Source organism: Streptomyces sp. NPDC002125, from assembly GCF_053593715.1.
In genome coordinates this window covers 392,653-413,967 of sequence record NZ_JBSFDD010000004.1, presented here as the reverse complement: position 1 = coordinate 413,967, position 21,315 = coordinate 392,653, and the positions used below count along the sequence as shown (strand labels likewise).

Below are 21,315 nucleotides of genomic sequence, written 5' to 3'. Positions count from 1 at the left end.
GCACCTCTGACGTCCGAGACGGATCGCCCGAGCCCACCGGACGAGAGCCGCAGGAAGGGAACCCGGTGGCCTCTCGGCTTCACCCATCGCCGCGGTGATGTCAGAAGGCGGCCTCGTCGGGGGCGCTGATGATTTTGGCCCCATGCTGCGCTCCAGCATGCGTATGGCTGCGTCGGCACAGGCGGACAGGACCCGTCCGTTCCACGGGGGTTCGGCGATGACTGTCGGTGGGCGCGCGTAGTTTGTCACCAACGCCGCAGCAGGCCGATCCTGATGGTCTCGTTCGCTGTGGCATGTGCCGAGTGGTGGACACGTTCTGCGAAATGAGATCGAAGATGAGATCGATGGAGCCCTTCCGCGACCAAGCCCGCAGCCATGGCATACCGGAGGACGAGGTTGAGCGGTGGCTCAGCGGCACCGTCCGCCCCTGCGCGATGCTGGGCCACTCCGATCAGACACCCCCCGACCGTCCGGCGGCCGGACGGGTCGGTGGGCTGCCGCCGATGCCTGAGGACGAGCCGGTTCCGCATCTGCCGTTCCTCGCATCGGTCGACCTCGCGGCCATATCCCCGAGCGCGACCGATCTGCCGCTCCCGAAGGACGGAACCGTACTCTTCTTCGCGGACACGGAGGGCCCGTGGGGCGACGATGCCGATTGGTCCCGGATCATCTACGTCTCGGCTGGCACGCCCGTCTCCGAACGCGGTCCGGGCGGCGAGCGGCCGCCTCAGGTCCACCCGGCCCGGGACCTGTATCTGAGTATCGATCCGTCGCTGCCCAACCGTGCCGACGACACCGAGGACTTCCCGCACGGTGAGGCACTGGGCGATGTGTGGTGGGAGACCGGCGACGAGATGCAGGGTGGCGGACCGGTGCAGATCGGCGGCTACCCCTGGGTCTGGAACAACGATCCGCTCACGGAGCCCGGCTTCGGCCCGGGCGACTGGGTGCTGCTCGCGGAGATCGCGGGTGGGGGCCTGATCGAAGGGGACCTGGGCCACGTCTACTGGGTGATTCGCCGGGAGGACTTGGCCGACGGCCACTTCACCCGGGCCCGGGCCTGCTACGACATGGTCGGCTGACGGCACCCCGGACGGGGAACCCGCCTTCGCGACTGCAGGCCAACCATGGATCGGTGCTGATCGTCGTCGACCGGCTGACTCGATCGGACCCCTGCCCCTGACCGCTGCGACTGCGAGAGACACGGGCTCGTTGCAGGCATGGCTGAGCCGGTCGTTCTTCACCCCCTCGGGTTGGATGCCCGACTTCTTGCCAGAGGCGCTGGTGACCGCGAGGCGCCGGCCCAAGCCTTCAGACGGTGGGCGTCGGCGAAACTGACCAAGGTCGTCGCCGATTGCGCCTTCGTGGGAGTCGTTGGGCCGAGAGGCCCAGTGAGCTGGCGACGAGATGCACCAAGATGCTTGGCTGGACGAATCGAACTGCCTGGCGTACGTCAGCCCATGGGACGGCCGGGCTCATCGCCTCTCACTGCCTGGAGTCCGATGTTCCACGTCACCGTTCTGCGAGCGGCGCATCGACCGAGTGCGCGAGGAACTGCACGGTGAGTCTGCCGCCGGAGAATGAGGGCGAACGATTTTTCCGGATGCTGGTGGCTCACGTGCAGGCCGCGCCGCCGGCGGACCTGCCGGCTCTCGTCGGTGCCTATGGCGAGCGATTCGGCCTGAGCAAGATCGATATCTATCTCGTAGACCTCCAACAGAGACAGCTCACACTGTTGCAGGGGGAAGACCGGATCCCGGTGGACGGTACGATCGCGGGATCCGCCTACCGGGCAATGGCCCTGCGCCTGGAAGCCCCAGAAGACGACAGCCTGATCATCTGGCTACCACTCGTGGACGGAGTGGAACGGCTCGGCGTCGTCGGCATGCACATGAATGCGCTGGACGGCGCACTTCTGGCCCGTTGCACAACCCTCGCCGCCGTTCTCTCCATGGCGATCACGTCCAAGCGCGCCGTCAGCGACCGGTTCGTGCAGCAGGCCCGGACCGAGACGATGACACTCCGCTCGGAAATGCTGCGCGCTCTCCTGCCGCCGCGCTCCATCGGAGAGACCCGCGCTGTCTCGACAGCCGTGCTCGAACCCGCCTACGAATTGGGCGGAGACGCCTTCGACCACGCGTTCTCCGGATCGATTCTGCACGCCGTGATCCTCGATGCCATGGGACACAACCTTGCCTCCGGCCTGACCACCGCGATCGCCATGGCCGGCTGCCGCAGCGCACGCCGCAGCGGATCAGGGCTGAGCGAACTCGTGCAGGCCGTCGACGACGCACTCGCCGAGTGGCTTCCGGACCAGTTCTGCACCGGCATTGTCATGATGCTCGACATGCCGAGCGGGACTCTCAGCTGGATCAATTGCGGGCACCCGCCGCCGCTGCTCATCCGGGACGACCAGGTACTGGAGGACGCTCTGGCCTTCGCCGGCGAGCCTCCGATGGGGACGCCCGGTGCGCTGGCAGGCCGACAGCGTACGGTTCACGAGGTTTCCCTGGAGCCGGGGGACCGCGTCATTCTCTACACCGACGGTGTCACCGAAGCACGCGCAGCCGGCGGTCCGCAGTTCGGGCTCGACGGGTTCACGGCCTCCATCATTCGCGCCACAGCCGCCGGCGAACTTGCTGCCGAGGCACTGCGTCAACTGATTCACTCAATTCTGGAGCGCCAGAACGACCAGCTGAACGACGACGCCACCATCCTCATGCTCGAGTGGCGCCGACCGCACTGAGGGAGGCGTCGGCGAGCCGCGTGGTGCCGCGCCGCGAAGGGAACCTTTGGCAACGCCGAGAGGTCCCCGAAGCGCTGTCCTCCGACCATCGGCTGCCGCCGCCGCGGACGCTGCGCCCGTCGACCACCGGCCTTGCCGCCGCGCAGGAGTGGCTGATCGAGTGGACCGACGTCCCGCGTGCCGTCCACGGTCGGCCTTCACGTCATCACCGGCGCTGGGATTCCCGCTCCCGTATCGCCGCTGCCGCACGGCGCGGCGCGGCGCGGCTTCAGCGTGACCAGGCACGAGGGGGGTCGGCTCTGTGGACGCCATGATCTCGAGTGATCCGACCCGTTTGGGTCTCAGGTCCTCTCCGGCCGTGGCGGGATCATGTGGCCGGCACCTGAGAAAACGGGCTGTCGTCGAGGTCCGCGAGGAGGGCGGCGGGGTCGTGGTACACGGCGTTCGCCCCCGCCTCCAGGAGCTCCTCGCGGGATACGCCCCCGCACAGCAGGCCGATGACGGCCACTCCTGCCTCGGCGGCAGCCTTCATGTCCCACACGGAGTCTCCGACGAACACCGCCCGCGGTGCGGTGACGCCCGCCAGCTCCAACGCCTGATGGACCGGGTCGGGCGCGGGCTTCCCCTTCTCCACGTCGTCGGCCGTGGCGGTGTCGGTGAGGGCGTCGTCCGCGTCGATGGCCTGACGCAGAGCCGCCAGCTCCCTGTCCTTGGCCGAGGTGACGAGCACGACCGTCCACCCCTCCGCCGCCAGGGTGCGCAGGAGGTCGGCGGCCGCGCCGAAGGCAGGAAGGCGGTCGAAGTACGTGGCGTAGAGCGTGTCGTGCGCGGCGCTGATCCGTTCGTCGTCGGCGTGGTCACGGTCCTTGCCCAGCACGTGGTCGAGGAGGCCGGGCCCGGGCAGCCCGATCGCCCCGTGGATGGTGTGCATGGGCACCTGGTGGCCGGATTGGCGCAGGGCTTCCCACCACGACACGACGTGGAGGTGGTTGGTGTCCGCGAGGGTTCCGTCGACGTCGAAGAGAGCGGCGCGGTTCGCCATGGTGGCATCCTCACAGGCTGCGGCGGAGTGCGGGCAGGAGGTCGGTCTCGGACCATTCCAGGAAGGCCTCCTGGTGGGCGCCGCCGATCTGGATCAGGGCGATGTCGGTGAAGCCCGCCTCCGCGTAGGGGCGTACGGCCTCGACAAAGGCGCCGACATCGTTGCCGCACGGGATGGCATCGGCAACGTCCTCGGGCCTGGTGTGCGCGGTGGCCTGCTCGAACGCGGCGGGGCCAGGCAGCTCGGCGTTGACACGCCAGCCGCCGAGGGACCAGCGGAACTGTTCGTGCGCGCGGGCGATCGCGGCGTCGCGGTCAGGGTCGTAGCACACCGGAAGCTGGCCGACACGCGGCTTGCCCGCACCGCCGTGCTCGTCGAACTGCCGCAGGAGGTCGGCTTTCGGTTCTGTGGCAATCACGAGGTCGCCGAGCCGACCCGCGAGTTCGCAGGACCGCGGCCCGGACACGGCGATGCCGATGGAGGGCGACTGCTCGGGCAGGTCCCACAGCCGGGCGTTCTCGACGTCGAAGTAGGTGCCGTGGTGGTTCACGGTCTCCCCGGCGAACATCCGCCCGATGATACCGACGGCCTCCTCCAGCATGCCCAGACGCAGATGCGTGGCGGGCCAGCCCTTTCCCACGACGTGCTCGTTGAGATTCTCTCCCGAGCCCAACCCCAGCCGGAACCGCCCCCCGGAGAGGATCTGCATCGTCGCTGCCTTCTGCGCGATGACCGCCGGGTGATAACGGAAGGTCGGACACGTCACATACGTCATCAGCGGGATCGTGGTGGTGGCCTGCGCGGCCGCTCCCAGGACGCTCCACGCGTACGGAGCGTGGCCTTGGGACTCAAGCCACGGCGAGGAGTGGTCCGAGATGACGGAGAAGTCGAACCCCGCCCGTTCCGCCGCCGCGACGTGGGACACGAGTTCCCGCGGGCCAGCCTGTTCGGTCATCATCGTGTATCCGATTCGCACCATACGGGGACGCCTAGCCGGGATCCAGCCGGACGAAACCCCGTCAGACCGGAACCAACTGGAACGGGCACGTTACGCAGCCGCCTGAGTGGTCAGCTGATCGCCGCGCCTTCGAAGGCTGACGTATGAAGCGGTCGCGGCCCGCGTGGGAACGAGCGGGGCAGCGCTCTCGCCCGTCGCCTCGTCCGTGGGGAGCCCATGAACGACCCGCAGCCATCGCTGGCCTACTGTCCCAGCAGCAGACCGCAGACCGGATCCCGGCAGGTATGAGCAGCAAGACTCCGCCCTGTCGTTCGACGCCCCACCGCTGACCGTTCACGGGTTCGTCAGATCCAGGCGGATGCTCAGTCGTGCACCCTGACCACGCCTTCGGCGACCGCGTCGCGGAGGCTGCCCGTGCGGGCGAGTGCTTCCCGTTGGGCTCGGGCCCCAGTCCCGCGGTGCCGCAGATTTCGGAGAGCAGCGTCGGCCGCCTCAAAGTCGCCGCTGTCCTCCAAGGCATTGCGGACGTGCGCCAGCAGAGCGTCCACGACGTCGGACGCCGGCGCAGGGCGCATGGTCGCCGGGTGCAGCAGTTTCCCGTCCATACCCGCGCGGCCGGCCTGCCAGGCGGCCATCCGCAACAACCCCACACTGACCGGGTCCGCCGGTACGCCTGCACGCCAATCCCGTGCGGCTGTTTCGACCAGTGCTCGCGCCAGCGTGGCAATCAGGGCGGCGTCGGAGGGGTCCAGGCACACGTCCGCGACCCGGAACTCGACCGTGGGGTAACGGTGAGAGAGCCGTGCGTCGAAGTAGATCATCCCCCTGTCCAGCAGTACGCCGGTGTCGATGAGCGCATCGACCTGGGCGTGGTAGCGGTCCGCGGAGCCGAAGACTTCAACGGGTCCGGCAGAAGGCCAGCGCCCCCAGACCCTGCTGCGATAGCTGGCGTATCCGCTGTCGCGCCCCTGCCAGAAAGGAGAGTTGGCGCTCAGCGCCAGAAGCACGGACAACCAGGGGCGAATGCGATCCAGCACCCCCACCCCCTCCTCGTCCGACTCCACGGAGACGTGCACATGGCACCCGCAGGTCAGCTGTTCCTGCGCGGTCACACCGAACTTCTCGGCCATCCACTGGTACCTCGCCCCTTCGCCGATGGCGGCACTGACCGGCAGGGGAGCGGTCGCGAGGGCGGCTACAGTGGCGCCTGCCTGCGCGGCACTCCGCGCCGCTTCGCCTCGCCAGCGGCGAATCTCATCGACGAGTTCGCGCATGTCGGTGCGTGGTTGGGTGGCGAACTCCAGTTGCTGATCGTGGAGCTCGTGCTCGAAGACGAAGTCCCCCTCCGTACGGCGCTCCGCGAGGGCCAGTACCGCCTTCGAAAGTGCGCGAGGTTCATGGCTTCCCGCGTCGACGAGCAGCAGCTCCTCCTCAACACCGACTGTCCGCAGCATCATGAGCTTCCCAGTGCCGTCACCCAGCATTCAACGTGTTGCGGCGGATCGCTCAGCGTCGGTGTCGGGCGTGGGAGCTCCTGCTGCGGAAACGCCGGTCGAGGATGCTTGGTCACCGGGGCGTGCGGCCCCTGCTCGCTGTTCGTCATCGTCCGCCTCCAGTTTCGGGATGAGGCCCTACCTGTTCCCGAAACGGAGCGCCCGAATCCAGGCGGGTTCCTCGCCGTGGGCCGTCCGGGGAACGCGGCGGGGCCGCCGCAGACCGCACCCGGTTCGAGCCCGAGATCAGCCGCGCCGATTTCGACGCCCTGATCGGCGGCCCGCACGGGACGACCGACCCGGACGTCGAGGCGGATCCGGTCGCGCTCGGCTTCGGCGGCGCCTTCGCCGGCATCTACCTGACGCAGGCGAGCAAGAGCCCCTCGACCGAGGAGCATCGCCGCCGAACCGGCAGTATTCCTCCGCGTCGTGACCCGCTCAGCCGCACTTCGTGAGGGACGCGCCATTCCGACGGAGCTACCGAGCGGCGCATGGCTTTACTCCGGGTCAAACTCCTCTCCGTATCTGCCTTGCATGACCGTCCCTACTGCTCACCACTTGAGTGGCCGCCGCTTCGACGAAGACCAGTTGCTCGATGCTGCGCGTGGAATCTTCCACTCTGCAGTGGGTCAGCATGAGTACTGGAAAACCTGCTGACCCCTGCCCGGACGTGGGACTCGTTGTAATCTGGACGCGATGCCCTTGACCTGCACATACGCAGGCAGGGAGCCTAGTAGACGGAGCCCTCATGATGCGTACGATGTTCAAGTCCAAGATCCACCGCGCCACCGTGACCCAGGCCGACCTGCACTACGTCGGTTCGGTGACCGTCGACGCCGACCTGATGGATGCCGCGGATCTGCTGCCGGGCGAGCTCGTGCACATCGTCGACATCGACAACGGCGCCAGGCTCGAGACATATGTCATCGAGGGTGAGCGCGGTTCCGGCGTCATCGGAATCAACGGCGCCGCCGCGCACCTCGTGCACCCCGGTGACCTGGTCATTCTCATCAGCTACGCCCAGGTCGACGACGCGGAGGCGCGTGCGCTCGTGCCCAGCGTCGTGCACGTCGACGCCGCGAACCGCATCGTGGAAGTGGGTGCCGACGCATCCGCCCCCGTGCCGGGCACATGCACCGAGCGCAGCCCGCACGCTGTTCCCGCACGGAGCTGACCCGCTCACGCGCCCGTAAGAGGGAGCACCCGCCATGGCAGAAGAGAACACCGCAGCCGAGATCCGGGACGACCGGGAGCACGGCAGGCTCGTGGCGTACGAGGACGGCTCGGCCACGGGTGTCATCGCGTACTTCGTGATGTATCCCGAGCCCGGCGCCCTCGTCGCCGTGCACACCGTCGTCGAGCCGGCGCACGAGGGCAAGGGAATGGCGGGCGCCCTCGCGCGGGAGTTCTATGCCATGGCGGCGCGCGAAGGGGTGCCCGTGGTCCCGCTCTGCCCGTACGTCGTCAGGTGGGCGCAGCGCCATCCCGACCTGGCGCCGGAGGCACCGGAGGAGCTGGTGCGCGGGGCCGAGCGGCAGCTCGAAGCGCATCCCGAGCTGTTCTGACGGCCGGCCTGGCCCGCAGGTGGCACGGTGTGCACGTATGGACTCGGCAGGCGAGGGCAGCCGCACGGGGAGACGGTGGAGATGAGATCCACCGGCCCTCGTCAGCCGTAGCTGGAGGCATGAGATGACGCATCCGTATCCCGACCCCGTACCGCCCGCGCCGACGCCCCCGCCGGTGCCCGGACCGCCGACGCCGGTGCCCTCCCCGCCGCCCGTACCGCCGGGTCCCGTGCCGCCCGGCCCCGCGCCTGACCCGATTCCGACGCCGCCCAACCCGAACCCCGAACCGGTGCCCGAGCCGGAGCCGTCGCCCCAGCCGGCCGGGTGAGGGCGGCGGCCTACGGGCGGGCGGTCCCGCAGAGCCCCGTCAGACGGCCTACGGGCCGGCGGTCCCGCAGAGCCCTGTGAGCGCTTCCGCGTGGCGCTGCCCGCTCTCCGCCGCCACCTCGTCCAGCGACTGGGCGTCGCGTACGGGCGCGAAGCGGAGCCCCGCGCCGCCCGGGTCCCCGGCGAAGCCGTACACGGCGGGCCGGGGGAGGCTGTTGTACGCCCACGGGGTGGAGAAGTAGTACGCCCCCGTGTCGTACAGGGCCACGAAGTCGCCCTCCCGCAGCTCGGGCAGTTCCCGGGCGTGGGCGACGATGTCTCCGGCGAAGCAGCAGGGCCCCGCGATGTCCTGGACGACCGGCCGCCCGCTCCGGGGAAGGCCCTCCCCGTCGAAGGCGCCCACCCGGAGCGGCCAGGCGTCGGGCATGAAGACGGTACGGGTGGCGATCTGCGCGCCGGCGTGGGTGAGCGCGATCCGCCGGCCCCCCGCGTCCTTCGTGTACTCGACACGCGCGCCGATGAAACCGTTCTTCGCGAGCAGGGACCTGCCGAACTCGGTGACCAGGTCGTAGCGTCCGTCGAAGATCCCGGGCACCGCCTTCCTGAGTTCCGCCACATAGTCCGCGAAGGCGGGCCGGACCTCGTCCCCCGCGAAGTTGACCGGCAGCCCGCCGCCGATGTCGATCCCTGTGATCCGCTGGTCACCCAGGGTCCCGTTGATCTCCTCGGCCAGCCGGTACGTCTCGGCGATGCCCGCCGCGATGAGCTCCAGCGAGCAGCCCTGCGAGCCCACGTGCGCATGCAGCCTGGTCAGCCAGGGGCGCTCGGCGAAGGCGCGTACGACCTGTTCCCGGGCACCTGGGTCGCGCAGGGCCACCCCGAACTTCGAGGTCGTCGTGGCGGTGCTCATGGGCCCGATGGAGCCGCCTCCCACCTGCGGATTCACCCGCAGCCCGAGCACGGAGGGGGAGTGAGGGGAACGCAACTCCTCGATGCGGCGGAGCTCGCCGAGACTGTCCGCGTTGACGGCGACGCCGAGCGCGAGCGCCAGCCGGAGTTCGTCCCGGGTCTTGGCGGGCGAGTCCAGGACGATCCGTTCCGGCGGGAAACCCGCCTCGACCGCCAGCCGCAGCTCGCCAGGGCTGGCCACCTCGCAGCCCATGCCGGCCCGGGCGAGCAGCCGCAGCACCGGGATCAGCGAGGCGGCCTTCGCCGCGAAGGTGTGCAGCACCCGCGCCCCGGGCTCGACGGCGAAGGCGTCCCGCAGAGCGTCGACGGACGCGCGTACCCCGTCCGCGTCCAGGAATCCCGCGACGGGCCGCCGCTCGCCGAGCAGTCCCTCGGCCACGGCGAGGCGGAGTGCCTCGGCGAACCGGGCGGAGCGCGGTTCGGGAACGGATTCCTCGGGGGCCGACGGCGTGCGGCGGGTTTCGTTGATGGGAGCCTCGCAGATCGGAGCCTTCAGGCGATGAGCGGGACCACGGCCTCGGGAGTCAGCATCCGGAAGGTGAACGCCTGCTGGAAGTAGAGCCGGATGCTCGTGGCGTCGTGGTCCAGATAGCCGATGGACAGGTCCTGACCCAGACACAGCTCGAAGTCGCCGCCCCGGGTGGACAGCAGGACCCCGCCGGCGACGGCGGGCGCCCAGAGGATCGGGTCGTCCAGCAGCCTGGCCAGATGGGTGGCCACCGGGTATCCGTGGTCGGAGGTCTCGGTGGCCTCGGTGAACGCGTCGGCGCCGAGCAGCAGCCGGTACGGCCCGTCGACACCGGCGAGCCGCAGCCGGGTCAGCGCCTGGCTCACCGCGGCCGGGTAGTCGCGCGCGTCCGCCGGCAGCGGCACGGGCGCGTGCGAGGAGCCGTCCCGCAGACCGGTGATGCCGGCCGCCGCGTACCCGTCGATGACAGCCATGTCCTCGGCGAACGCGCAGGTTCGGGCCGCGTCCTTCACCGGCTGCCAGTCGCTGTCCTCGGAGCCGCGCTCCACGTCGTCGACCGCCGCCCTGGTCACGGTGAAGGGGACCCGCCACTCGATGACGGGCGCCGCCGTGCGGGCGCGGGCGATCACATCCGGTGTGGGCGGGTCGATGTCGCGCAGATGCCCGTCACCGATCGCCGCCAGCGCCGGGCCCTGCGGGTCGCTGACGTCCACGACCCGGCGGGCCGCGACATGACGGGTGAAGGTGCGCGTGGCCTCCTCCTCGATCTGGTCCCAGGCGGCTTCGGTGACGGGGGCGAGCTCACGGTGCAGGTTGTTCATCGCGGGGCGCTTTCTCGCAGGCTGCCGATACGCAGCGAACCGTCGCGCACCTCCGCCGGAACCCGGGGCCGCGGCTGCGGCTGCGGTTCGGGGGCGGCGGCCGTCGCGGTGGGGGAGGGCGGCGGTGGGGGAGCGTCGAGGAAATTGGCGCGAGGGGCGTGGAAAAGGGTGCCGGTGACCGCCGTGGAGAAATCGAGAATGCGGTCGTGGGTGCCGGGCGGACTGCCCAGGAACATGTTGCGGAGCATCTGCTCGGTGACCCAGGGATCGGCCGCGTAACCGATGAAGTACGTGCCGAACTCGCCCTGTCCGAAATTGCCGAAGGGCATGTTGGCCCGCAGGATGTCGCGTTCGGTGCCGTCGGCCTCGGTGATGGTGTTGAGGGCGACATGCGAATCCGGGGGCTTGACGTCGTCGGAGAGCTCCATGTCGGTGAACTTCCTGCGGCCGATGACCAGTTCCTGCTGCTCGGTGCTCAGCGCGTTCCAGCCGGCGAGATCGTGCAGGTACTTCTGTACGACGACATAGCTGCCGCCCTCGAAGCCGGGGTCCTCCGGACCGATCAGGGCCGCGGCCCTGGCGTCGTCGCCCACCGGGTTCTCCGTACCGTCGACGAAACCGAGCAGGTCCCGGTGGTCGAAGTAGCGGAAGCCGTGGACCTCGTCGACGATCTTCACCGCGTCGCCGAGCCGTCCGAGCAGCTGGGAGACCCACTCGTAGCAGACGTCCATCCGCTCGGCGCGGACATGGAAAAGCAGATCGCCCGGTGTGGCCGGAGCGTGGTGCAGCGGCCCCCGCAGCTCCTGGAAGGGGTGGAGAGCGGCAGGCCGGGGCCCGGCGAAGAGGCGGTCCCAGGCGTCCGACCCGAAGCCCGTCACACAGGCGAGCCCGGCGCTCGGCACCCGGAAGCCGATCGAGCGCGCGAACGCCGCGAGGTCGGGAAGCACCTCACGCACGGCTGCCTCGCCGCCCGGCTCGATCGTCGCGACCAGGATCACGGCGGCATTGGTCAGCGGTGCTACGACGGGCTGGACCACGACGGGTTCCGGTACGGCGTCGGACATGCGCGCACTCCGTGGCTGGCGGACGGGGCTCCCTGCCACTAACCCACACCCCGGACCCCGCCGCACGCCTGCCCGGTCCGGCCGGGCGACGTCGCCCGCCCTCGTCTCCGTACGAGTGCGGGTACGGCTGCCGTCCGGCCACGGTGCCGGCACGTGCGGGGTCAGGGTGTGAGGAGGGCCTTGATGGCGCGGCGTTCGTCCATGGCCTTGTAACCCTCGGCGACCTGGTCGAGGGGGAGGGTGAGGTCGAAGACCTTGCCGGGGTCGATCCGGCCTGTCAGGACCCGGTCGATCAGGTCGGGGAGGTAGCGGCGCACGGGGGCAGGGCCGCCGCGCAGGCCGACATGGGAGAAGAAGAGCTCCTGGCCGTCGATCGCGACCTCGTGGGGGACGCCGACGAAGCCGACGTTGCCGCCGGGGCGTGCGCAGTGCAGTGCCTGGCGCATGGCCTGTGCGGTGCCGACGCACTCCAGGACGCTGTCGGCGCCGATGCCGGCGGTGAGGTCCTTGATCCGTGCGATGCCCTCGTCGCCGCGCTCGGTGACGATCTCGGTGGCTCCGAACTCCAGGGCGAGCTTCTGGCGGGACGCGTGGCGGCTCATCGCGATGATGCGTTCCGCGCCCATCTCCTTGGCGGCGATCACCGCGGACAGGCCGACGGCGCCGTCACCGACCACGACGGCGGTGGACCCGGGCTTCACCTCGGCGGCGTCGGCGGCCCACCAGCCGGTGCCCATGACGTCGGAGACGGCGAGCAGGCTGGGCCAGAGCGTCTCGTCCGGGTGTTCCTCGGTGGCGACCAGGGTGCCCTGGGCGTTGGGGATACGGACACGGTCGGCCTGGCAGGTGCTCATGAATTCGCGGTGCAGGCAGTTGGACTGGAAGCCGTTGCGGCAGTTCGCGCAGGTGTTGTCCGAGGTGGCGAACGAGCCGACCACGAACTGGCCGGGCCTGACCGAGGTGACCTCGCTGCCGACCTCCTCGACGAAGCCGACGTACTCGTGCCCCATCGGATGCGGGTCACCGATCGGCTCCAGACCGCGCCAGGGCCAGAGGTCCGAGCCGCACACACAGGTGGCGGCCGTGCGGATGACCGCGTCGGTCGGGGCGAGGATCTTGGGGTCGTCCAGCGACTCGAAGCGTACGTCGCCGGGGGCGTGGATCACTGCTCCGCGCATGAGGGGTTCCTAACGTGCTGAGGGGCGGGCCGCCGGGAGGCCGCGGCCGTGTGGGGCCGTGCGGCTCCCGCCGGTGGTGCGTACCGGGCACTCGCCTGCGACATCGCTGTCACCGGCGCCTGTCCCGGGCGGGCGTGGCCGACGCGCGGCCTGTGGCGAGTCCCGGGCGGGCGTGGCCGACGCGAGGTCTTGTCGTGCCCGGGCGGTAGTGCCACGACATCCAGGTAACCGCCGTTTCCGGTGCGCAGCGAGTCACCAGTGAGGGGTGTACTGCCAGTGCACCCCTCCAGGGCCGCGCAGGCCGTACGGTCGAAGGGTGGACAACAGCGAAGAGGTCCGCGAGTTCCTGACCTCGCGGCGAGCCAAGATCACCCCGGAGCGGGCCGGACTGCCCGCGGGTTCCCGGCGCCGGGTGCCGGGCCTGCGCAGGAGCGAGGTCGCCGCCCTGGCCGACGTCAGCGTCGAGTACTACGCGAAACTCGAACGCGGCAGCCTCGGCGGAGTCTCACCGGCCGTGCTGGAGGCCGTCGCCCGCGCGCTCCAGCTGGACGACGCCGAGCGCGCCCACCTGCTGAACCTGGCCCAGGCCGCCGACGGCTCCGACGCCCTCACCCGCCCCGGACGCCGGGCCACCCGGCAGTGGAAGCCGCACCGCAGCCTCCAGTGGACCCTGGACGCGATCACCGCGGGCCCTGCGTTCGTCCGCAACGGCCGCATGGACGTGCTCGCCGCCAACCAGCTGGCGCGCGCCTTCTACCACGACGTCCACGCCACGCCCTCCAACCAGGGGAACCTCGCCCGCTTCAACTTCCTCGACCCCGCCTCCCGGCGCTTCTACCCGGACTGGGACCTCTTCGCCGATACCAGCGTCGCCATCCTGCGGACCGAGGCCGGCCGCAACCCGCACGACAAGGACCTGCACGACCTGGTCGGCGAACTCTCCACCCGCAGCGAGGAGTTCCGCACCCTCTGGGGCGCCCACAACGTCCGGCTCCACGGCACCGGCACCAAGCGCTTCCACCACTCGGCCGTCGGTGAGCTCACCCTCGCCTACGAGGGACTGGAGATGGCAGCCGAACCAGGACTCACTCTCACCGTCTACACGGCCGAGCCCGGCTCGCCGTCGGAGGAGGGCCTGCGGCTGCTCGCCTCGTGGGCCGCCACGGAGGAAGCCGGCACCACGACCGCCGTGCCGGGTCCGTACTGAGCAGTCATCACCGCGTCGCCGGCTTCCCCCGGGCGCGGCCCGGTTCGCTCGCCGTGTCCGGACGCGTTCGTCCCCCGGTGCCGCCCGGCACCGGGGGACGGTCACCACCGGGCGATGAGCGGAGGCTCCGGGTCGTACCGCCGCCACGCTTCGGTGAGGCGGACGAGGCGGGCCGGGGCGGCGATGCCGCGTACCGTGGCGATCCTGTCGTCCGCGAGGTCGAACGTCACGGCCCCGAGGATCCTGTCGCCGGGCACGAAGAGGACCGCGGGGGCGCCGTTGACGCGTACGTAATGGACGGCGGAGGGGCCACCGGCGAACCGCCGTTTCGCGGGCGTGGGCCTGAAACCTGCCCGTGCGACGGCGGCGATCTGCTGCGGAGTGTCGTACCGCATCAGCCGCTGGGCCAGGCCGGCGCCGTCGGAGACCGCGTTCGCGTCGTCGGTGAGCAGCGCCACGAGCCGTTCGGTGCGGCCCGAGGTGGCAGCCGCGAGGAATTCCTCGACGATCCTGCGAGCGGACGCCGGGTCTGCCTCGCCGTCGCCCCGGCGCGCGGTGGTGACGCGGCGCCGGGCGCGGTGAAGGTGCTGCTGGCTTGCGGACTCGGTGATGTCGAGGATTTCGGCGATCTCGGCATGGGCGTAGGAGAAGGCCTCACGCAGCACATAGACGGCCCGCTCGTGGGGCGACAGGCGCTCCAGGAGCGTCAGCACGGCCAGGGAGACCGATTCGCGCTGCTCGAAGGTGTCGGCGGGGCCGAGCATCGGATCGCCGTCGAGGAGCGGTTCGGGCAGCCAGGCCCCGGCGGTGCGCTCACGGCGGACCTGTGCCGAGCGGAGCCGGTCGATGCACAGGTTGGTGACGACCTTGGCCAGCCAGGCCTCCGGCACGCCGATCCGCTGCCGGTCGGCCGCCTGCCAGTGCAGGAACGCGTCCTGTACGGCGTCCTCGGCATCGACGGCGGAGCCGAGGAGCCGGTACGCCAGCGAGGCCAGCCGGCCCCGGCCGGCCTCGAAGCGATCGATCGCTGTGCTGTCCACTCGGTATCCCTGGGGAGACGGTTATGCGAACGTCTTCTCGGCGGACGCATCCGGTACGGCGGCCAGGCGCTGCCTGCGCTTGGGCAGGGTGAAGGTCGGGTGCGAGGTGGCCCAGAGCGACATCCGGACGATGCCCGCCTTGATCTTCGCCGCCTTCGCGCCGCCCGTGTACGTCGGCTTGGCGCGCCCCTCGCCGTCGACCATCTGCAGAATGCCGTCCCGGCGACCGAGGCTGATGTGGTTGCCGATGTACTTGAGCTGGGTGTTCGGGACCTTCCCGCCGGTCAGCTGTCCCACGATCGCGACGGTGGCCTGCATACCGGTGTTGCCGGCCGACGCGCAGGACATCGGCTGCGGCAGGCCGTTGTCGCCGATGGCGTAGGCACTGTCGCCGACGGCGTAGACGTTCGGGTGCGAGACCGACCGCATCATGCGGTCCACGACGATCCGGCCGTTGTCGGTGACCGCCAGCCCGCCGGCGGCGGCGATGGGGCTGACCGTGAACCCGGCCGTCCACACGGTGGCGTCGGACGCCACGGCCGTGCCGTCCGCGCACAGCGCTCGTGTCGCTTCGACGGCGACGACGCCGGTGTGCTCCAGCACGGTGATGCCCAGTCGGTCGCAGGCCCCGCGCAGGTGGTCTCGGGCACCGGCGGAGAGCCGGGCGCCCAGCTCTCCACGGGCGACCAGGGTGACCGACAGCCCGGGCCGGGACTCGGCGATCTCGGTCGCGGTCTCGATGCCGGTCAGCCCGTCACCGACGACCAGTACCTTTCCGCCACCGTCGCGCCTGCTCAGGCTGTCCAGGCGCTCACGCAGGCGCAGCGCCGAGGGCCTGCTCGCGATGTCGAAGGCGTGCTCGGCCGCGCCGGGCACGCCCTGGTCCGCGCCGTGGCTGCCGAGCGCGTAGACAAGCGTGTCGTAACCGAGCTCGCTCCCGCCCTCGTCGTCGGGGAGGGCGACGACCTGCCGCTCGGGTGCGACGGCGGTGACCCGGGCAAGGCGCAGCCGTACCCCCGTTCCCGCGAAGACGTCGGTGAGCTGCGGAGCCTCGATCTCCTGCCCGGCCGCCAGCTGGTGCAGACGCAGCCGCTGGACGAAGTCCGGTTCGGCGTTGACCACGGTGATCTCGACGTCCGCGGCGGACAGCCGCCGGGCCAGGCTCCCGGCCACGTGTGCCCCGGCGTACCCGGCGCCGAGAACGACAATGCGGTGCTTCATGTGACGCTCCTGTCTGGTCGCTCTTCCTGTTGACTTGACCGGGACAGGAGCCCGATTCCTGACAGCAATCGCCTGTGACGTGAGTCACGTCGAATGGGTGACCCTGTGATGCCGGCACCGCGCTGGTGATCAGCCTGGTGCTGCGGACGGCCGCGGGTCCGCGGGCGGGGCCCGGGTCCCGCGGCCGGTCCGCTACCGGTAGCGGATGTGCAGGTGGTTGTCGTGGTTGGCGTAGCTCGTGGTCAGCCCTTCCGAGATCAGCTGCGGGTCGTTGAAGAAGATGAGCTGGACGTGGCCGGGGGCCTTGGCCCTGATCTCCTGCACGAGCCTGCGGGTGGCCGCGCGGTCGTAGGTGCTCGACTGCCAGGTGATGCGCCCCGCGGTGCACTGCGCGGAGTCGGTGCGGGCGGGCCATACGTCGATGTCCATCCCGACTTCGTGGCTGCCGTGGCCGGGGATGTCCCCGCCGTGCTCGAAGCCCGCGTCACCGACCGGCAGTCTGCCGTTTCCGGTGGCGGCGAAGGAGGCGGCGGCGGCCTCCAGCTGGCCGACGGCGCCGGCTGTCGCCCAGTGGGCGCCCGCGTTGCCGTCGGGGCTCTGCGCGCACATCGTGCTTCCGCCGAAGTCGATGTTCTCGTAGTGCCACAGCAGGTTCTGCCAGGTGGCCGGTCCGACGATGCCGTCCGCGCCGATCCCGGCGTGGGACTGGAAGGTGCGGACGGCGGCGCCGGTGGCGGGACCGAAGGCCCCGTCGGCCGCGAGGCCGGCGCCCCGCTTGGCGTTGAGGAGCGACTGGAGTGCCGTCACCGCCGGCCCGGAGTCCCCCTGTCGGACGGTGAGGGCTAGCGCCCCCCAGGTGGCGGGCCCGACGGCCCCGTCCGCGGTCAGGCCCCTGGACTGCTGGAAACTCACCACGGCGCTCCGGGTGCCCGTTCCGAAGGCGCCGTCCACCGCCACGGGGTGGCCGTGCGCGGCGAGCAGGTGCTGCAGCGCGACCACGTCGGAGCCCCGGCTGCCGCTACTGCTCAGCGGGAACGCTGCCTGCGGGAAGGCCTGCGCGGGGACGCCCGCTCCGAGGAGCAGGCCGGCCAGCGCGGCGGCCAGGGTGATGATGCGTGCGACTCGCCTCATGGTTCCTGCCTCGCTCTCGTCTTCACTCGCCTGGTCATTTCCCGGCCTGGAGGGCGCCCCAGGTGGCGGGTCCGACGATGCCGTCCGCGCCCAGACCGCGCGAGGACTGGTAGTCGCGTGCGGCCTGGGCGGTGCCCGACCCGAAGACGCCGTCGATGGACACCGTCCGGCCGAGTGCGGCGGTCAGGGCACGCTGGAGCCGGGTGACGGCCTCTCCTGTCGATCCGTTCTGGACGGTCGGGGTGGATCCGCGGGACAGCAGGGCCGTCCAGGTCTTCGCGCCGACCACGCCGTCAGCCGTGAGCCCCTTGCCGGCCTGGAAGTTCCGGGCGGCAGCGGTCGTATCGGGTCCGAAGATCCCGTCGGGTGTTCCCGGGTCGAATCCGGCGGCCTTGAGCAGGCACTGCGCGGCCTTGACCCGGTCTCCTGTCGAGCCGTTCTGGACGGTGGTGTACGAGGCGAAGTCGAGGTTCGCCCCGGTGCAGGTGGGTGTGGGCGTGGAGCCGTTTCCGACGTCCAGGTAGTCGCGGTCGATGTTGATCGAGTAGCCGCCGTAGGACTCGGTGACCTCGCCCGCGTACTGGTGGATCCGCTGATGGTCGGACCAGGAGGTGGACGGCACGTAGGAACCGGTGTTGGTGTCGGCGGCGCCGTTCCACCACGCGTAGAAGAGGTGGTCGACCCGGGTGTAGGCGCTGTTGCCGTACTCGGCCGCGGCGTCCTTGATGCCGGAGGCGGCGCTGGAGTAGAAGCCCGACAGATAGCCGCTGCTGTGCAGCCGTTCGGTCCATCCGGACAGGTACGACAGCACGGACGCCTTGCAGGCGGCTGTGGAGGTGTACGCCTCGATGTCGCTGTAGATGGCGCTGCCCGCCGGGATGCCGAGGCCCGCAGCGGCGGTGATGGCCCCGGCCGCCGCGGTGACGCCCTGGGACTTGGCCGTGGCCGGATCGGTGGACATCTTCAGCGAGTAGCTGGTGCACGGTGCCTGACGGCCGACGTCGATGGGGAACAGGCGCCATCCGTTGCTGGTCTGGCTGGTCACCCAGCTCGCCGTCAGATTCGGCTGGGCGCAGCCGCGGAACGAGCCGCTGATGTAGACGCCGACCGCGCTGTACGGCGAGCTCGCCTGCCAGGCGTTCATGGCGGCCTGCGAGGGCGCGGCGCAGGCGTCGAAGCCCTTGCCCAGGTAGGTGCCGGGTTGCGGTCCTGCCGCGGCCGTCGGGTTGACGTCGGCGCGCTGGGCCGTGTGGGGCAGCGCGGTGCGCTCGGCGCCCTGGGTGAGCTCGGCGGAGGCGAGGACGTCGCGTACGAGGTTCTCGGTCTGCGGTGTGTGGGCGGCGGTCACGAGGACGCCCGCGTCCTCGACGGCGATCCGGATGGTGCCGTCGCTGGACGTGGTGGACGGCGCGGTGGCCTCGCCCGGCTGGGTCCGCGCGGTCGCCGCGGTCGTCTGTCCGGCGGAGCGGGCGGTGATGGGCTCCACGACGATGCCCGCCGAACGGCCGACGACTCCGGCGGGGCAGTCGTTCTGCTCGGCGGGCTCGCCCAGATAGACGGCGGGTCTGTCGAACCGGAGGCAGGCGCGCGGGTTCTCGGCCAGATCGACCACCTGCCAATCGGCGGGTACCTGGATGCGGTAGCCGTGGTAGGTGACGCTCCGCGGGCTCTCGGACGAAGACCCCGCCAGGGCGGGGGCCGGGGTGGCGAACGCGCCGATGCCGGCAAGCGCTGCCAGCAGTGCTGTTCCGGCGCGGGCGCGCCAGGGGATCCAGGACGACATCGGTTCACTCCTGCTCGGATGCGGGGGGAGGGTGGGGGAGCGCGGCACGGCGGGTCTGCTCCGGTCCGGCCACGAGCGGCGCCCGCCCATGGCCGAGTCCGACGGGCCGCCCACCCTGTGGAAGGTGCCGGGCCCACTGCCGTGCGGTAGGTGCAGCTGTGCCTGCCGGACGCCGCGGCTGGGCGCGGCCCAGGAGCGGCTGGTGCGTCCGTCCATGTGGGTGTGGTCGTCGACATGCCCGGCCATCCGGGGCCGGAGCCGGGTCATGTCGGCGCCCGGCATGGCTTCGGGCAGGGTGTGGCCGCAACCGCCGCACTCGTCGGCCGGAGCCGGTCCGGGCGGTGGCCGGCACCCTGCCTGTCGATGTAGCCATGGCCATGACATGTCTCGGGGTGAGCTGGATCGTACGCGTCGGCACGGCGCCTCCGTGGTGGGTCCTTCCTGATCTACCCGTAGAGGGCTGAGGTGAGTCTGGCGCCCTCATTCATGGCGTGTCCACACCATCACCATCTGCCACAGGATCAGACCTCCGGCACAACAGGCTCACCGCTGCGCAGAGTTGCGGTCATCCGCAGTGACGCGGTCTCCGGCGCAGGCCGGGAGGACGGGGCCGGGGCCCAGCACGCCGTGCGCCCACAGTGCCGGTGGCAGCCCGCGGCACCAGCCGAGCGGCGCTCGGCGAACTGCGCGCCACCGCGATCCTGCCGCGCGCAACGGAGCTCCCCGGCCGCGTCGTACGACGAGTCCAACGGCCGGGTCACACGGTTCGATCCGGGCAGCAGGGTGCTCCCGCTCAGCTCTCGACTTCGCTCTTGTCGCCGCCCCAGAGTGTGTGGAAGACGCCGTCGCGGTCGACGCGGCGGTAGGTGTGGGCGCCGAAGTAGTCGCGCTGGCCCTGGGTGAGGGCGGCGGGGAGGCGTTCGGCGCGCAGGGAGTCGTAGTAGGCGAGGGTCGCGGCGAAGGCGGGGGTGGGGACGCCCTGGGTGACGGCGGTGGCGATCACCGAGCGCCAGTCGTCCTGTGCCGCGGCGATCTCCTCGGCGAAGCTCTTGTCGGAGAGGAGGCTCGGCAGCTGGGGCTGTGCCTCGTAGGCGCTGGTGATCCTGTCGAGGAACGCGGCCCGGATGATGCATCCGCCGCGCCAGATCGCGGCGACCTTGCCGAGGTCGACGCTCCAGTCGTACTCCTCGCTGCCGGCCGCGATCTCGTGGAAGCCCTGGGTGTACGAGACGATCTTCGAGGCGTACAGCGCCTGCTCGACCTGGTCGGCGAAGGCCGCCGCCTCGTCCGTGGCGAGCTTGCGGGCGGTCGGTCCCGCGAGGTGGCGGGAGGCCTCGCGGAGGTCTGCGTGGCCGGAGACCGAGCGGGCGAACACCGCCTCGGCGATGCCGGAGACCGGAACACCCAGGTCGAGCGCGATCTGCACCGTCCAGCGGCCGGTGCCCTTCTGCTCCGCCTGGTCGACCACCACGTCCACGAAGGGCTTGCCGGTCGCCGCGTCGACATGCGAGAGCACGTCCGCGGTGATCTCGATGAGGTAGGAGTCAAGCCGCCCGGTGTTCCAGGTGCGGAAGATGCCCGCGATCTCCTCGGCGGAGTATCCGGCCACGTCACGGAGCAGCTGGTAGGCCTCGCCGATGAGCTGCATGTCGGCGTACTCGATGCCGTTGTGCACCATTTTCACGTAGTGGCCCGCTCCGTCCGGGCCGATGTGCGTGACGCACGGCGCCCCGTCCTTGGCCTTCGCCGAGATCTTCTCCAGCATCGGCCCCAGGGACTCGTACGACTCCTTGCTGCCGCCCGGCATGATGCTCGGGCCGTTGAGCGCGCCCTCCTCACCGCCGGAGACACCGGTGCCGACGAAGTGGATGCCCTGCTCGCGCAGTTCCTTCTCGCGTCGGCGGGTGTCCGCGAAGTGTGCGTTGCCGCCGTCGATGATCATGTCGCCGGACTCCAGCAGAGGCGCGAACTCCGTGATCACCGCGTCCGTGGCCTCCCCGGCCTTCACCATGACGACCAGACGACGCGGCCTCTCCAGGGCGGCCACGAAGTCCTCGGCGCTCTCCGTCGCGATGAAATCACCCTCGTCGCCGAAGTGTTCGACGAGCTCGTGGGTGCGGGCGGCGGTTCGGTTGTGCAGAGCGACGGTGTATCCGTTGCGTGCGAAGTTCCGGGCCAGGTTGCGGCCCATGACGGCAAGCCCTGTGACACCGATCTGCGCTGTGCTGCTCATTGTGACCCTGCCTGCTTCCGGTCTCGTCGTGTTCGGCACTCCGGCCGACCGCCGTGCTGGAACGGGCT

The 21,315-nt window shown here is 70.8% G+C and carries 17 protein-coding genes; 5 read left to right on the top strand and 12 right to left on the bottom strand.

What is annotated here, in order from left to right; genetic code table 11:
• The first annotated feature begins 335 nt into the window (after positions 1–335).
• On the top strand, positions 336–1,082 hold the full coding sequence (locus ACWCQM_RS10125; RefSeq protein ID WP_450914811.1) for a DUF1963 domain-containing protein: 747 nt from the start codon (positions 336–338) through the stop codon (positions 1,080–1,082).
• Positions 1,083–1,561: 479 nt separating this feature from the next.
• Complete coding sequence (locus tag ACWCQM_RS10120) at positions 1,562–2,746, top strand: PP2C family protein-serine/threonine phosphatase (RefSeq protein ID WP_450914810.1); 1,185 nt, start codon at positions 1,562–1,564, stop codon at positions 2,744–2,746.
• Positions 2,747–3,113: 367 nt separating this feature from the next.
• Here the strand turns inward: ACWCQM_RS10120 and ACWCQM_RS10115 are convergent, their stop codons facing one another.
• From ACWCQM_RS10115 to ACWCQM_RS10105, 3 genes are all read right to left on the bottom strand, one after another.
• Positions 3,114–3,788 (bottom strand): HAD family hydrolase, encoded by a 675-nt coding sequence (locus tag ACWCQM_RS10115; protein ID WP_450914809.1) that lies wholly within the window; start codon positions 3,786–3,788, stop codon positions 3,114–3,116.
• A gap of 10 nt (positions 3,789–3,798) precedes the next feature.
• Complete coding sequence (locus tag ACWCQM_RS10110) at positions 3,799–4,767, bottom strand: LLM class F420-dependent oxidoreductase (RefSeq protein WP_450914808.1); 969 nt, start codon at positions 4,765–4,767, stop codon at positions 3,799–3,801.
• 341 nt (positions 4,768–5,108) lie between these two features.
• The gene (locus ACWCQM_RS10105) at positions 5,109–6,203 is read right to left on the bottom strand and encodes a glutamate--cysteine ligase (RefSeq protein WP_450914807.1); all 1,095 of its coding nucleotides are present in this window, start codon (positions 6,201–6,203) and stop codon (positions 5,109–5,111) included.
• A 784-nt stretch (positions 6,204–6,987) separates the two neighbouring features.
• Here ACWCQM_RS10105 and panD point away from each other — a divergent pair.
• Both panD and ACWCQM_RS10095 read left to right on the top strand, forming a co-directional pair.
• Entirely contained in the window at positions 6,988–7,413 is a 426-nt protein-coding gene (panD, locus tag ACWCQM_RS10100; protein ID WP_450914806.1) for an aspartate 1-decarboxylase, read from the top strand.
• Between the two features lie 34 nt (positions 7,414–7,447).
• The gene (locus ACWCQM_RS10095) at positions 7,448–7,804 is read left to right on the top strand and encodes a GNAT family N-acetyltransferase (protein ID WP_450914805.1); all 357 of its coding nucleotides are present in this window, start codon (positions 7,448–7,450) and stop codon (positions 7,802–7,804) included.
• A gap of 376 nt (positions 7,805–8,180) precedes the next feature.
• Here the strand turns inward: ACWCQM_RS10095 and ACWCQM_RS10090 are convergent, their stop codons facing one another.
• The 4 genes from ACWCQM_RS10090 to ACWCQM_RS10075 all read right to left on the bottom strand — a co-directional run bounded on the left by ACWCQM_RS10090 (position 8,181) and on the right by ACWCQM_RS10075 (position 12,632).
• Positions 8,181–9,479, bottom strand: a complete 1,299-nt coding sequence (locus tag ACWCQM_RS10090; protein ID WP_450914804.1) for a diaminopimelate decarboxylase — start codon at positions 9,477–9,479, stop codon at positions 8,181–8,183.
• Positions 9,480–9,592: 113 nt separating this feature from the next.
• Positions 9,593–10,390 carry a family 1 encapsulin nanocompartment shell protein gene (locus tag ACWCQM_RS10085; RefSeq protein WP_450914803.1) on the bottom strand — a complete coding sequence of 266 codons (798 nt, stop codon included), beginning with the start codon at positions 10,388–10,390 and terminating at the stop codon, positions 9,593–9,595.
• Entirely contained in the window at positions 10,387–11,454 is a 1,068-nt protein-coding gene (locus tag ACWCQM_RS10080; RefSeq protein WP_450914802.1) for a Dyp-type peroxidase, read from the bottom strand. Before ACWCQM_RS10080 ends, ACWCQM_RS10085 begins: the two co-directional genes overlap by 4 nt.
• A 161-nt stretch (positions 11,455–11,615) precedes the next feature.
• Positions 11,616–12,632 (bottom strand): zinc-dependent alcohol dehydrogenase family protein, encoded by a 1,017-nt coding sequence (locus tag ACWCQM_RS10075; RefSeq protein WP_450914801.1) that lies wholly within the window; start codon positions 12,630–12,632, stop codon positions 11,616–11,618.
• A 316-nt stretch (positions 12,633–12,948) separates the two neighbouring features.
• On the opposite strand from ACWCQM_RS10075, the gene ACWCQM_RS10070 reads away from it, so the two are divergent.
• A complete protein-coding gene (locus tag ACWCQM_RS10070) occupies positions 12,949–13,839 on the top strand; it encodes a helix-turn-helix transcriptional regulator (protein WP_450914800.1) in 891 nt (296 codons plus the stop codon).
• 101 nt (positions 13,840–13,940) lie between these two features.
• Here ACWCQM_RS10070 and ACWCQM_RS10065 read toward each other — a convergent pair whose 3' ends face one another.
• The 5 genes from ACWCQM_RS10065 to gndA all read right to left on the bottom strand — a co-directional run bounded on the left by ACWCQM_RS10065 (position 13,941) and on the right by gndA (position 21,247).
• Entirely contained in the window at positions 13,941–14,879 is a 939-nt protein-coding gene (locus ACWCQM_RS10065) for a sigma-70 family RNA polymerase sigma factor (RefSeq protein ID WP_450914799.1), read from the bottom strand.
• A gap of 21 nt (positions 14,880–14,900) precedes the next feature.
• Complete coding sequence (locus ACWCQM_RS10060; protein ID WP_450914798.1) at positions 14,901–16,100, bottom strand: NAD(P)/FAD-dependent oxidoreductase; 1,200 nt, start codon at positions 16,098–16,100, stop codon at positions 14,901–14,903.
• Positions 16,101–16,292: 192 nt separating this feature from the next.
• Positions 16,293–17,231, bottom strand: a complete 939-nt coding sequence (locus ACWCQM_RS10055) for a penicillin-insensitive murein endopeptidase (RefSeq protein ID WP_450914797.1) — start codon at positions 17,229–17,231, stop codon at positions 16,293–16,295.
• A gap of 34 nt (positions 17,232–17,265) precedes the next feature.
• On the bottom strand, positions 17,266–19,014 hold the full coding sequence (locus tag ACWCQM_RS10050; RefSeq protein ID WP_450914796.1) for a glycoside hydrolase domain-containing protein: 1,749 nt from the start codon (positions 19,012–19,014) through the stop codon (positions 17,266–17,268).
• Between the two features lie 793 nt (positions 19,015–19,807).
• Positions 19,808–21,247, bottom strand: a complete 1,440-nt coding sequence (gene gndA / locus ACWCQM_RS10045; RefSeq protein WP_450914795.1) for an NADP-dependent phosphogluconate dehydrogenase — start codon at positions 21,245–21,247, stop codon at positions 19,808–19,810.
• Positions 21,248–21,315: the final 68 nt, after the last annotated feature.